Genomic DNA, 13,376 nt, shown 5'->3' with positions numbered 1-13,376 from the left:
CCAACGAAGGCAGGGTTTGAGGCGCGCGTAACACACACGTTGATGGCCCTGCATGATGCGGGGTCTTTTTGTTGCTGCCCACAAGGCAGACGCAGCGAAAACCTTTTGAAGCCGGCCGGCATAGCGCACAACAGAAAACAGAAAAACTACAAACAACATCGTTATCGGCGGAAGTTGGGAGCCGGTAGCAGGACGTACAGGGAGTACATCAATGAGTACAGTCGAAGCGGCCGCTGGCAAAGCGCAGGCGATGGTCCGCGATTCGGTCAAAACCGTGATCGCAGCATCCATGGTCGGCACCGCCATCGAGTTCTACGACTTTTACGCATACGGCACCGCCGCTGCGAATTATTTTCCGAAGGTGTTCTTCGGAGACACCACCAATCCGACCGTCGCGCTGCTGGCCAGCCTGCTGACCTTCGCCATCGCGTTCATCGCCCGTCCGCTGGGCTCGTTGGTGTTCGGCCACTTCGGCGACCGTATGGGCCGCAAGACCACGCTGGTGGTCTCCCTGCTCACCATGGGCATTGCCACCTTCCTGATCGGCTGCCTGCCGACCTACAACCAGTGGGGTATCGTCGCAGTCGCAGCGCTGTGCCTGTGCCGTTTCGTGCAGGGCATCGGACTGGGTGGTGAATGGTCGGGTGCCGCTTTGGTGGCCACCGAGAACGCTCCGGAAGACAAGCGCGCGCTGTACGGCTCCTTCCCGGAGCTGGGCGCCCCGATCGGCTTCTTCCTGTCGAACGGCACCTACTTCCTGCTGGAAACCTTCAACGACAATGACGCGATGCTCGCCTGGGGCTGGCGCGTGCCGTTCCTGCTGTCCGCCATCCTGGTGATCGTCGGCCTCGTCGTGCGAGTGCAGATGGAGGAGACCCCAATCTTCCGTATGGCCCAGGAGCAGAAGAAGGTTGTCAAGTCTCCGCTTACTGAAGTGTTCAAGAAGAGCTGGAAGGAAGTCATCCAGGCAACGTTCCTGGTAGCCGTCACCTACACGCTGTTCTACACGCTGGCAACCTGGTCCCTCGCTTGGGGCACCAAGACCGTCGAACAGGGCGGTGGCAATCTTGGCTTTTCCAACCGTGAATACCTGCTTATGCTGATGATTGCTGTGTGCGTGTTCGCCGCATTCATCATCATCTCCTGTGTGAACGCCGACAAGTTCGGTCGCAAGCGCGTGATCGTCATCTCGTCCTGCTGCCTCGTGGCATTCGCGCTGCTCTTCCCGTTCCTGCTCGACCCGTCGGTCGTCGGCCAGCGCAACTTCGCGGCCAACCTGCTGTTCCTGTGCATCGGCTTCGCGCTGATGGGTACTGCATTCGGTCCGATCGGTGCATTCCTGCCTGAGCTGTTCGACGCCAACGTGCGTTACTCCGGCTCCGGCATCGGCTACAACCTAGCCGCCATCGTCGGCGCAGCATTCGTACCGACCATCGCCACCTGGCTGTCCCACCACTGGGGCGTGCATTCCGTGGGCCTGTACCTCGGTGTGATGGCCTTGTGCTGCCTCATCGCGGTGTTGAGCTGCAAGGAAACGAAGAACGTCGACTTCACCAAGTGACGCCGACCGGCTTGCCGGGCTGCTTCGCTTGGGGTGGCTCGGAGCCTTAGAAAAAACGTTTGACGTGAATATAGCCACTATGTGAACGCCAACAGACATCATAAAGAAAGCGGTACTAGAACAGTTCCGCAGGAGAGGCGGAGTGGTTCCTCGGACACAATCCGGGGGGAGCAACATCCTAGGAATCACTCGCCGTGATAACAACCGAAAAAAAGAATAGAAAATAGCGAGTTTGTTCGGAAAAAGCAAGTTCCGAATCGCAAAAAACAATAAAGGAGCGCCAATTATGGCAGCAACTATCTGGTACGAAAAGGACGCCGATCTGTCCGTGTTCGATGGCAAGAAGGTGGCCATCCTCGGTTACGGTTCCCAGGGCCACGCCCACGCGCTGAACCTGCGCGATTCCGGTGTCGACGTCGTCGTCGGCCTGCGTCCGACCTCCAAGTCCGTGGAGTATGCCAAGGAGCAGGGCCTCGAGGTCAAGTCCGTCGCTGACGCCGTTGCCGAAGCCGACGTGGTGATGATCCTGCTGCCTGACCAGTACCAGGCCGCCGTGTACAAGAAGGACGTCGAGCCGAACCTGAAGCCGGGCGCTGCTCTGGCCTTCGCTCATGGCTTCAACATCCACTACGGCTACATCAAGCCGACCGAGGACCACCCGGTCTTCATGGTCGCCCCGAAGGGCCCGGGCCACATCGTGCGTCGTGAGTACGCCGCTGGCCGTGGCGTCCCGGTCGTCGTGGCCGTCGAGCAGGATCCGGATGGCAAGACCTGGCCGCTGTGCCTGGCTTACGCCAAGGCTCTGGGCGCGCTGCGCGCAGGCGCCATCAAGACCACCTTCACCGAAGAGACCGAAACCGATCTGTTCGGCGAGCAGGACGTGCTGATGGGTGGCATCAACCACCTGTGCGACATGGGCTTCGATGTGCTGACCGAGGCTGGCTACCAGCCGGAGATCGCCTACTTCGAGGTGTTCCACGAGCTGAAGATGCTCGTCGACCTGGCTAACGAGGGTGGCCTGAACAAGGCCCGTTGGTCCTGCTCCGACACCGCCCAGTACGGCGACTACACCTCTACCGTGATCACCGAGGAAACCAAGAAGCGCATGCAGTATCAGCTCAAGCGCATCCAGGACGGCTCCTTCGCCAAGGAGTTCATGGATGACCAGGCCGCTGGCGCTCCGAAGTTCAAGAAGCTGCAGGAAGAGTACAGCCACCCGCACCTGGAGACCGTTGGCCCGAAGCTGCGCGCCATGTTCTCCTGGAACAACCAGGTGGACGCCGATGCCGATATGGCTGAGTCCTTCAACGGCAAGATCGCTCGTACTCAGGTTCAGTGAGATTGCTTCGCTAGCTGCATAAGCTATTTAGCGAATTAGAAAGCGTCGCCCGCTTCGTGCGGACGGCGCTTTTTGCATATTGTCGTGCGTGCGACGGTTGCGTACGTTCCGGCATAACGAAAGGCCGCCACCCAACTTGGGCGGCGGCCTTCAATCGCAGTTAATGCGATTAATCGCAATGAATGCGAGACGTTACTCAGCCACGGGCGATCTTGCCGGTGAAAGTGGCCATGTCAGCGTCGTCATCCTTGCCGTTGTTCCAAGAGAACATGGCGCGCAGCTTCGGGCCAACGGACTCGATGCGCACATTGCCGTACTCTTCCTGCAGCTTCTTGAACTTCGGAGCGCCAGCGTCCTGATCGTCGATGAACTCCTTGGCGAAGGAGCCGTCCTGGATGCGGCTCAGATGGTACTGCATGCGCTTGCGGCAGTCTTCGTTGATGACGGTGTTGGTGTAGTCGCCGTACTGGGCGGTGTCGGAGCAGGACCAACGGGCCTTGTTCAGGCCGCCTTCGTTCATCAGGTCGACGAGCATCTTCAGCTCGTGGCACACCTCGAAGTAGGCGATCTCCGGCTGGTAGCCAGCGTCGGTGAGGACCTCGAAGCCCATCTCGACGAGCTTGTTCACGCCGCCCATGAGCACATTCTGCTCGCCGAACAGATCGGTCTCGGTCTCTTCCTTGAAGGTGGTCTTGATGGCGCCTGCACGCAGAGCGCCCAGAGCCTTGGCGTAAGCCAGGGTGATGTCCCAAGCGTCGCCGCGCGGATCCTGTTCGACAGCCACGACGACCGGGACGCCACGGCCGTTGGCGTATTCACGACGCACGATGTGGCCCGGGCCCTTCGGGGCGACCATGAAGACCGGGTGGTCCTCGGTCGGCTTGATGTAGCCGTAGTGGATGTTGAAGCCATGAGCGAAGGCGACAGCGGCTCCCGGCTTGATGTTCGGCTCAATATCGTTGGCCCAGATGGTGCGCTGATACTGATCCGGAGCCAGAATCATGATGATGTCGGCTTCAGCGGCGGCTTCCGGAACGGACTTGACTTCCAGACCCTGCTCCTTGGCGTGCTCGACAGACTTGGAGGTCGGGCGCAGGCCGACGACGACGTCGACGCCGGAATCGCGCAGGTTCAGCGCATGGGCGTGGCCCTGGGAACCGTAACCGATGATGGCAACCTTCTTGCCTTCGAGGACCGAGAGATCGCCGTCGTTCTCATACCAGATTTGTGCAGCCATTGTACTTGGCACTCCTTTTGTGTAGTGGGGTGAACGCTTGGAAAGCGTTCGGGTTTCTACCATTCGCAGATGAAATTCGTGGTTTCGTGCATGGATTTTGTCCTGCAAACTGGGGTCCATCCTACCGGAGCGGCCGTTTTGGTACGTATCCAGTCCACAAAGTGAGCCGCGAAATCGTAAAAAATTCGTCGCGGCGCAATCGTGATACCTTTCCTGAGAAACTCCTACGGAAGCGACGTTTCGGGCCGTTGGAATGTTGTTTCCGTTGGGAATTGCGATTAAGCCCCTACCGAAGCGACGTTTCGATCGCTGAAAATGACGTTTGTGTGGGCAGGCATGTGCTTATTTAGGTGACGCTTCACGCATTTTGGTAGGAAAGTGGCTTAGGATAGGCACATAGGATTGTTTGATGAGGAAGCTGAAGCAATGGTCACTGCGACGGGGATTGCGCCTGGTTCCGAAATGACGGCGCAGATGGAGCAGGTGGAGGAGCGTAATGTCTCGGGCGTGCTGCATATCGCCTCGATTTTCGCCTCGCACATGGTATTGCAACGCAACAAGCCCATTGCGGTGTTCGGCGCATTGGCTGCCGATTGCGCCGGTATGGAGGTTGTGGCGGAAATACACGACTTTGACGGCTCCCTGATCGCGCAGGAACATGCTTATTCTTCGCAGAACGTGGTCAACGGCTTTTCGCAGTGGCGCGTGATGCTGCCCGCGCAACCGGAAGGCGGTCCGTACACGCTTCGTATCGTCGCGGGCAATGATGCCATCGAATTCGACGACGTGCTTATCGGCGAAGTGTGGCTCGCCGGCGGCCAAAGCAATATGGAACTTGAGTTGCGTAACAGCGAGCATGCCGACGAAGCACTTGAGGATTGCGCCGATCCGCTGCTGCGTTTCTACAATGCGCCCAAAACCGGTGTCATCAATCGCAATGCGGAAAATACGTCGAGCTGGCAGGAATCGTCGCCGGAAAACAGTGGTGTGATGAGTGCCGTCGCCTACTATTTCGCACGCAAGCTGCGCTCCGAACTCGACCCCGATCTGCCGGTCGGCATTGTCGACTGCTATATCGGCGGCACGTCGATTACGTGCTGGATGAGCGAGGACGCGCTGAATTCCAGCGGTGCCGGCCGCGATTACTTGACGCGTTACCAGCGGGCGATCGCCGGCAAGACGCAACAGCAGTTCGATTTGGAAACCAGCGACTGGGAATCGCAAGTCGACGAGTGGAATGCGAATGTCGCTGCCGCGCGCGAAGCCGATCCGGATATTGCGCAGGAAAAGTTGAACGAACAGTTCGGCGCATGCCCGTGGCCGCCGCCGCTCACGCCCACGTCGCAGTGGCGTCCGTCCGGGCCTTTCCACGCCATGCTGGAACGTATCATGCCGTATTCGCTGGCCGGTTTTCTGTGGTATCAGGGCGAGGAAGACGAGCAATACTGCGGTTTCTACCGTGAATTGCTGGGCATGATGATTGGCGAATGGCGTGCTAGGTGGAGCGAGAATCTGCCGTTCCTCATCGTGCAGCTGCCGCAGTGGATCGACAAGAAGGTGGACGAGACCGAAGGCGATCCGATGCTGTGGCCGGTGCTGCGTGAGGCCCAATGGGATGCGGCGCAGTCCATCGACAACGTGTATGTCATCTGCACCATCGATTGCGGCGAGTATGACAACATCCACCCCGTCGACAAGCGCACTCCGGGCGAACGCCTTGCCGATTGCGCGTTGAGGCAGGTGTACGGCATGTCCCGCATTCCCGTGTACGGGCCGACGGTGCTGGGCTTCCGTTGCGATCCGAACGGTCGCGTGCGGCTGTTCTTCCGTTACGCGCACGGTTTGCATTTCGATGGCACTACGCCCGGCAGCAGGGGCGATGCTTCCGTTGCCGAGCTGCCTTCGTTGGTGCGTTCGCCGGAGAGCTCCGGTTTCGAGCTTGCGGGCGCCGATGGCGTGTTCCATCCTGCCACCGCGGCGATTTTCGTGGATTGCGACATCGATGACCTCGTCAATTCCAGAGTGAACGTGGTCGATTACAACGCCACCGAATTCGGTATTCCGGTCAACAGCCGCAGCATTGGCACGATTACGCTGGCGACTCCGGATGTGCCGGAGCCGATGGCGATGCGATACGCCTGGCGCAGTTGGGGTCCGGCTCCGCTGTTCAACGACGACGGCCTGCCCGCGCAGCCGTTCCGTCTGGACCTGACCGACCATACCGCCCCCGTCGAGTCCGTCGAGCCCGTCACCCCCGACGGCACCGCTGACTGAGGCCGTCGGTCTGGTCGCGCCGGTCTAATCGCCCCGTCTAATCGCAAAAACGGTATTCCCATCCGGCTTTTGTTACCGTAACCAGCCGATTCGGGTAGCAAAAGCCGGAAGAGGAGGCCGTTTTGTGTTTCTTGCGATTACTCAGCGGTTGCGGCAGCCGCGTCAACGATCACTGCCGCTTCTTCACCCCGTTCGCTGCCGGACTTGCCAAGCGCCAGCTGGGCGGCGGCGAACAGCACCGCCAGCCAGATAACGCCGGCGATCACGGCGATGCGATAGCTTGCGGAGAAGCACATGAGCACCACGACCAGCAGCATGAACGCGATCACCACATACGGGGTCACGTTGGCGAACGGCAGCTTGAACGCGATCTTGTCGAGCGCTTCCTTACCCTTCAATCCCTTCAGCTCGGCCGGACCATCGCCAGCTGCCACCACACGACGGAACTTGATTTCCGTAATCATAATCATGATCCAATTAATCGCAGCCGCAATCGTGGCGATCGACATCAGATAATTGAACGCGAATTCCGGCCATACGAACACGACGACTACGGCAATCGCAATAATTATCGCGGAAGTGATAACGCCCCCGACCGGCACGCCCTTCTTGCTGAGCTTGCCTAGGTAAGCCGGCGCGTTGCCCTGCTTTGCCAGCGAATACAGCATGCGGGAGTTGGCGTACAGGCCGGAATTGTAGACACTCATCACGGCGGTCAGGCATACGAAATTGAGGATGCCGGCGGCCGCGTGCACGCCGACGGAATCGAAAATCTGCACGAACGGGCTGGAATCGCCGTCGATCTTGCTCCACGGAATCACTGCCATGATCACACCGAGCGCGCAGATGTAGAAGACGAGGATACGCCAGATGATGCCGTTCGTGGCCTTCGGAATGGTGGTGCGCGGATTCTCGGTTTCGCCGGCGGTGATGCCGATGAGTTCGGTGCCGCCGAAGCTGAACATCACCACGACAAGCGCCATCAGCAGGCCGGTCCACGTGCCGTCGGCGTTGCGGGTCATCAGGCCGTGCGGCAGGAATCCGCCGTCCACGGTGAACCAGTTGGCGAAGCTTGCGCGAATGCCCGACGCGGTCGGCACGTTGGCGATCACGACGTACAGGCCGCCGAGAATCATGGCCAGCACGGCCACGATCTTGATGATGGCGAACCAGAATTCGAATTCGCCGAACTTGTTCACGCCCATGAGATTCAGTGCCGCGATGGCCACGAGGAACACCGCCGCCGACACCCACTTCGGAATGTTCGGGAACCAGTAGTTCACGAACGAGCCGACCACGGCAAGCTCCACCATGGCCACCAGCACGTAGTTGAACCAGTAGTTCCAGCCGGAAATGAAGCCCGCTCGCCGTGACCAGTAGCGCGTCGCGTAGTAGCTGAACGCGCCAGCCTTCGGATCCTCGACCGCCATTTCGCTCAGCGCGCGCACGATCATGAAGATCGCGAGACCGCCGACGAGGTAGGCGAGCAGAATGGACGGGCCGGCCAGCTGGATGGATTCGCTGGAGCCGTAGAACAGGCCGGTGCCGATGGCGCCACCCAGCGCGATGAGCTGGATATGGCGGTTTTTCAACGATTTACGGAGCGTCGGCGGAACCGGTACATCGTCGGTTCCACGCGGCTTCTTTGCGGCGGTGACGTCGCTCATGGAGATTTCCTCTTCTCTGTTTTGCTTGCGATTCGTCCTTTGTGAGGACTGCTTTTTGATTGTAGCGTCATGTAATGCGCGGAATGGTGCGATGTTCGTTTCGGTTGGGTTGGTTTGGGCGGACTGGTTGGATGGCTTCGGACAGCTCGGGGGTTGTGGTCGCGGATTGGTGTTGTGACTGTTGGAGGGTTGTGGAACTGGGATGGTTGGCGGTTGGTGGTGCATTGCTCGTGGCGTGGTTTGGGCGGATTCGGATGGTTTCGGGCGATTCCGGGTGATTCGACGCCGTAGTGGCCTTGTCTCTTCGGTTTTATGGTGTTCAATGGAGATGGGACCATGCGCGGGCCGACTGCGGTGCTGCGGTGGCGGTGGCTGCGCGTGGACATGTGGGTTGTATATGGTCGTATGAGGGAGGTCGTGATGGCGTTCGTCAAAGACATGTTGCGTATGTGGGCGCATTCGTGGAAACGGTTCATTTCAATCGCCATGATCACCTTGCTTGGCGTGGCCGTGCTTACCGGCATTTACGCAGGCTGCCGCGATGCGTTCCGCGGCACTGACCGCTTTTTTGACGCGCAGGGTCTGCACGACATCCAGGTGCTGTCCACTGCGGGATTGACGGATGGCGATATCGCCGCGTTGCGTGCCGTCGACGGCGTCGCGAAAGTGCAGGCGGAACGGTCGCAGGAAGTGACGTTCGATCTGGACGGCGGCAAATCGGCGACCATGCAGGAAATCGGAACGGATGGCATCGACCAGCCGTACGTGCAGGAAGGACGCCTGCCGAGGAAAGCCGGCGAAATCGCGGTGACCCGAAAATTCATGCTCGACTCCGGCAAGAAAATCGGCAGCCACCTCACCGTAGACCCCGAAGCCACCGAGCCCTCCTCCTCGGATACCCAAGTGTCCGATTCTGCAGAATCGGACAAACAAACCGGCAAAACTGTCGCTCGAATGTCCGATTCCCCAGAATCGGACAAACGTGGTGCCCAATCGGATGCTTGTGTGTCCGTTTCCCCAGAATCGGACATTCATGAGGCAAAAAACGGTGTTCAGATGTCCGTTTCCCCAGAATCGGACACTCAAAGTGGCGCTGAGACCATCGCGGTCGCGGACGAAACGGGCGGAGCCTCCGAAGCCGACGCGGCGCCGAGCTTTCCGACCAGTCTCACCATTGTGGGCGTGGTGCTTGATCCGCGGAACCTGAGCAATCCGGACGGCTACTCCGCCATGACCTCGTTCCGCTCCACCGCCACCACCGACTACACGTTCTTTGCTCCCTCCGATGGCGTGACCGGTACCCTCTACACGTCCGCTACCCTTCTTGTCAAAGACGCCGCGGCCGACGACACGTTCGGCGAATCGTACGAGGACACCGTCGGGAAAGTGGTCGACCGCATCGACGGCACCGTGAAAACCGACCGGCAGAAGGTCCGCCGACAGGAGCTGCTCGACGCGGGTGAGAAACGGATCGTCGATGCGCGTACGAAAACCGACAGGTAGTTCGCCGAAGCACGGTCGCGCATCGACGCCAATCGAGAGCAGTTCAACCAGCAACTCGACCGCATCGTCGACATGCAAGCGGGCGCCGCGGCCTCCAATCTCACCGACGCCATGCGTGAAACAATGCGTGAAACAGCAATCGCGGCAAGCCCCGAGCTGACGCAGGCCAAACAGCAGCTCGACCAGGCGCAATCGCAATTGGACGAGCAGAAAGCGCAAACCGAACAAACGCTGAAAACCAAGGAGAAAGAACTGAAAACCAGTATTCCGCAAGTGCGCTGGTACGTGCAGGATCGGCAGTCGCTCGGCGGATTCAGCGCGCTCAAATCCGACCTTGATCCCATCCAGTCGCTCGGCAACGCGTTCCCGGTCGTGTTCCTGGTGGTCGCTGTGATGATGAGCCTGACCTCCATGGCGCGCATGGTCGAAGAGGATCGCTCGCTCATCGGCACCTACGTGGGCCTCGGCTATGGGCGTCTCGCGGTGGCGTCGCGCTACCTGCTGTTCGCGCTGCTCGCCTGCCTCATCGGCGGAGGTCTTGGCCTGCTCGCTGGATTCCTTGGAATTCCAGCTTTCCTACTGGTCGTGCTGCAAGGCATGTATGTGATGCCCGGCGTGCGGCTGGAATATGACTGGCTGTACGGTTCGCTCGGCATCGCGCTGTTCGTGGTCGGCGTGCTCGCCGCCAATATCTACGCGTGCGTGCAGGAGATGCGCATGACGTCCGCCGCGCTGATGCGACCCAAAGCGCCGCGTGCCGGCTCGCGCATTCTGCTGGAACGTATTAAGCCGGTCTGGAATCGCATGGGATTCCTCAGCAAAGTGACCGCACGCAACATTTTCCGCTTCAAATCGCGCTTGATTATGACGGTCGGCGGTGTGGCTGGCTGCACTGCGCTTATTGTCTGCGGTCTAGCCATCAACGACACCGTTGCCGACCTTGGAATCAAGCAATACCGTGACATCTACCAATACGATTTGATGGTGGTTTCTGCCGATTCGGACGCGGACGCGATGCATACGAAAGTCGAGTCCGACGGGCGCGTCACATCATCGCTTGATGTGCGCATAGAATCGGGCGATCTGGCGATTTCGGGCGGTGGCGACGGTAACAGCGGTAATAGCGGCAGCGAAAGTATTCAGCTGGTCGCGGTGCCGGAAAAGCGATTGTCCGACTTGGGCAATATGGTCACGTTGCAGCCGGTGCATTCCGGAATACTGGGCACGTCCAGCGTCGGCAAGAAAGGCTCGCTGAAGCTGGAGGACGACGGTGTGATCGTGGCGCAGTCGGCGGCAAGCGTGCTCGGCATCACCGCCGGAAGCAAAGTGCGATTGACCAACGGCGACGGTGTGCGGGCTACGGCGAAGGTGAGCGCGGTGAATCGCAATCTTATCGGCTCGGACGTGTACATCAGCGAAACCTACTATGCCAAGTTGTTCGGCAAGTCCTCCCCCTCCGCCTCCAATGTGTCCGTTTCTGGTGAATCGGACACTCAGACCACCGAAATCGCATCCCATGTGTCCGTTTCTGGTGAATCGGACAAACAAACGGGTAAAACTGGGGGCCAACTGTCCGTTTCTGCAGAATCGGACGCGCAAAGCACGAAATCGCTGACCTGGAATGCCATGTATGCCAAACTTTCCGGCTCTGACCAATCGCAAACCGACTATGCGGAATCGCTCGAAAAAGACAGTTCGGTGACGAAAGCCGTAAGCAGCGCGCATATGGCCGACAGTTTCAAGTTCGACCTTATGGGCGCGGTCGTGTCGTTGATTGTGGCGCTTGCCGGCGGACTCGCGCTGGTGGTGCTGTTCACGCTCGCCAACACGAATGTGTCGGAACGCGTGCGCGAGATGGCTACGCTCAAGGTGCTCGGCTTTTTCGATCGCGAAGTGCATCATTATGTGAATCGCGAGATGATGATTCTCACTGTCATGGGCGTGGTGCTGGGACTGCCGCTCGGCCGATTCGTTGGCGGGCTGCTGACTATGGCGCTCAACATGCCGTCGCTGTATTTCGAAGTGGAGGTCAAGCCGCTGAGCTACGTGATCGCGGCCGCGGCGACCATGACGTTCGCGCTGCTCGTGCAACTGTTCGTCAACCCTGTGCTCGATCGCATTGACCCGATCAGCTCCCTCAAGTCCGTGGAGTGACGTGTGTCCGATTCGCCAGAAACGGACAGTTAGATAGGTGAAACTGGTGCCTGTGTGTCCGTTTCTGCAGAATCGGACACACAGAGTACCGGAAAAGGCTCAGATTCGCGTCTCAGTTCTTCGGGTAGCGGTAGTTGTGGGGGAGTTGGGTGGTGAGCTGCGGGTCGAGGCCGAGTTCCTTGAGCTGGCGGTCAATCTCACGTCGGGCGCGTTCCACAAGCTCGGCCCGATGTTCGTCGCCGTGTCCATGCGCTTCCAGTGTGTCCAACGTCTCCGCCATACGCTTGAGCCGGTCCTGATGGTGCAGCAGCGCACGTACCTGCGCATGTTCGCGTACGATCGTCCGCCAATCGGATGGCGTGCGCGCAATCTCCCGAACCGCGGTGACCGGATGCACGTCGGCCACCTGATATGTGATCGAGCCAAGCAGCGGCATCAGGAACACCGTGATCGCGCCGGCTGCGACCAGTGTCGACGCGGTGTCGCTTTGCATGGTGCCGACCTTCACCGCCAGCGATGTGACGGCGACGATGATCGGCAGCGCGGTCGTGCAATACAGCGCTACGGTGACGCGATGATGCGATGACAGCGGATTCTTGCGTTTGTCGAGCGATAGCGCAACGTATACCGGCACCGCGCGAATCAGCATGAGCATTACGATGAACGCGAAGAGCAGCGCGGGTCGGCCTGCCACGGCGCGCACGTTGATCGCGGCGCCTGACACCACGAAAAACACAGGAATAAGGAAGCCATAGCCGACGCCTTCCAGTTTCATTTCCAGCGATTTGCTGCCGTCGGGAATGATGTAGCGCAGGATGAAGCCTGCGGCGAACGCACCGAGTACCGCGTCGAGTTCGAACAATGCGGAAATGGTGACGAGGAAGATGAGCAGGAATGTGGTCAGCCGCATGAGCGTTTGCGATGATGTGTTCGCATTTTCCGTAAGGAAACGGTACAGGCGATGGCCGGTTCTCAGTGCTTTCGTAGGTAGCATCGCGCACAGTAGGCAGATGGCGAGGAACGCGCCGAGCACGAGCATGGTTTGCCAGCCGGTTCGGGTGGATAGCAGGATGGCCATGGCAAGGATTGGGCCGAGTTCGCCCCACGTTCCGTACGAGATGATGGCGTCGCCGATGGGGGTGCCTTCGAGGTTGCGTTCCTTGAGAATTGGCATGAGCGTGCCGAGCGCGGTGGTGGTGAGTGCGATTACCGTGGCCACGCCGTTGATGCCTTGCTTGGTGAAGAACGGAAGGAATGTCACAACCAGCCAGGCGAGGCCTAGCGTGATTCCCCATGTAAGCAGTCCGACTTTGCCTTGATGTCCGGCGAGTCGTTTGGGGTCGATTTCGTAGCCGGCGAGCAGGAACAGGAACGCCATGCCGAGCTCGTTCAAGAGTTTCACGGCGTCGTTTACTTCGATCACGCCTAGTCCGTACGGGCCGAGCGCGGTTCCGGCGGCGAGCAGCAGCACGGTTTGCGGAATGAACTTGCCCGGGATCAGCTGCGCCACGATTGGGCTGACGGCCGCCACCGCCATGATGATGGTTAATGAAACGAGCTCTTGCGTCATGCTTCCAGCCTAGTGAGTCTGTGTGACGGGGTGACGGCGTTTGGGGTCGCAGAGGATGAGAATGTGAAAAG

Annotated in this window: 7 protein-coding genes and 1 pseudogene; 5 read left to right on the top strand and 3 right to left on the bottom strand. The window is 59.5% G+C overall.

The features are described from left to right. Window positions 1-211: 211 nt before the first annotated feature. Together OU26_RS06615 and ilvC (OU26_RS06610) are read left to right on the top strand one after the other, a co-directional pair. Window positions 212-1,561, top strand: coding sequence for an MFS transporter (locus OU26_RS06615; RefSeq protein WP_026647208.1), 1,350 nt, complete (start codon window positions 212-214; stop codon window positions 1,559-1,561). 286 nt (window positions 1,562-1,847) lie between these two features. Further along, window positions 1,848-2,900 (top strand): ketol-acid reductoisomerase, encoded by a 1,053-nt coding sequence (gene ilvC, locus OU26_RS06610; RefSeq protein WP_033499005.1) that lies wholly within the window; start codon window positions 1,848-1,850, stop codon window positions 2,898-2,900. A gap of 196 nt (window positions 2,901-3,096) precedes the next feature. On the opposite strand, the gene ilvC (OU26_RS06605) is transcribed toward ilvC (OU26_RS06610), so the two are convergent. After that, window positions 3,097-4,137, bottom strand: coding sequence for a ketol-acid reductoisomerase (gene ilvC, locus OU26_RS06605; RefSeq protein WP_033499004.1), 1,041 nt, complete (start codon window positions 4,135-4,137; stop codon window positions 3,097-3,099). A 426-nt stretch (window positions 4,138-4,563) separates the two neighbouring features. On the opposite strand from ilvC (OU26_RS06605), the gene OU26_RS06600 reads away from it, so the two are divergent. After that, complete coding sequence (locus OU26_RS06600) at window positions 4,564-6,411, top strand: sialate O-acetylesterase (RefSeq protein WP_033499003.1); 1,848 nt, start codon at window positions 4,564-4,566, stop codon at window positions 6,409-6,411. Between the two features lie 137 nt (window positions 6,412-6,548). On the opposite strand, the gene OU26_RS06595 is transcribed toward OU26_RS06600, so the two are convergent. Next, window positions 6,549-8,078: an amino acid permease gene (locus tag OU26_RS06595; protein ID WP_026647228.1), complete on the bottom strand. Its 1,530-nt coding sequence runs from the start codon at window positions 8,076-8,078 to the stop codon at window positions 6,549-6,551. Window positions 8,079-8,414: 336 nt separating this feature from the next. Between OU26_RS06595 and OU26_RS10690 the strand changes: the two genes are divergently transcribed. Then, window positions 8,415-9,581: a hypothetical protein gene (locus OU26_RS10690; RefSeq protein WP_337588536.1), complete on the top strand. Its 1,167-nt coding sequence runs from the start codon at window positions 8,415-8,417 to the stop codon at window positions 9,579-9,581. Window positions 9,582-9,854: 273 nt separating this feature from the next. After that, window positions 9,855-11,735, top strand: a pseudogene (locus tag OU26_RS10685) (ABC transporter permease); the annotation flags it as partial. A gap of 112 nt (window positions 11,736-11,847) precedes the next feature. On the opposite strand, the gene OU26_RS06585 reads toward OU26_RS10685, so the two are convergent. Further along, window positions 11,848-13,305, bottom strand: coding sequence for a cation:proton antiporter (locus tag OU26_RS06585; RefSeq protein WP_026647229.1), 1,458 nt, complete (start codon window positions 13,303-13,305; stop codon window positions 11,848-11,850). Window positions 13,306-13,376: the final 71 nt, after the last annotated feature.

Origin of the sequence: Bifidobacterium ruminantium DSM 6489 (assembly GCF_000770925.1) — a bacterium.
In the GTDB taxonomy this organism is placed as follows: domain Bacteria; phylum Actinomycetota; class Actinomycetes; order Actinomycetales; family Bifidobacteriaceae; genus Bifidobacterium; species Bifidobacterium ruminantium.
The sequence above is the reverse complement of the archived record's forward strand: the minus strand, read 5'-3'. Positions and strand labels throughout refer to the sequence as shown.

What these genes read in the sequence shown, in the direction of transcription:
- OU26_RS06615 (WP_026647208.1), top strand. Translation starts at nt 212, where the DNA reads ATGAGTACAGTCGAAGCGGCCGCTGGCAAAGCGCAGGCGATGGTCCGC.
- ilvC (WP_033499005.1), top strand. Translation starts at nt 1,848, where the DNA reads ATGGCAGCAACTATCTGGTACGAAAAGGACGCCGATCTGTCCGTGTTC.
- ilvC (WP_033499004.1), bottom strand. Translation starts at nt 4,137, where the DNA reads ATGGCTGCACAAATCTGGTATGAGAACGACGGCGATCTCTCGGTCCTC.
- OU26_RS06600 (WP_033499003.1), top strand. Translation starts at nt 4,564, where the DNA reads ATGGTCACTGCGACGGGGATTGCGCCTGGTTCCGAAATGACGGCGCAG.
- OU26_RS06595 (WP_026647228.1), bottom strand. Translation starts at nt 8,078, where the DNA reads ATGAGCGACGTCACCGCCGCAAAGAAGCCGCGTGGAACCGACGATGTA.
- OU26_RS10690 (WP_337588536.1), top strand. Translation starts at nt 8,415, where the DNA reads ATGCGCGGGCCGACTGCGGTGCTGCGGTGGCGGTGGCTGCGCGTGGAC.
- OU26_RS06585 (WP_026647229.1), bottom strand. Translation starts at nt 13,305, where the DNA reads ATGACGCAAGAGCTCGTTTCATTAACCATCATCATGGCGGTGGCGGCC.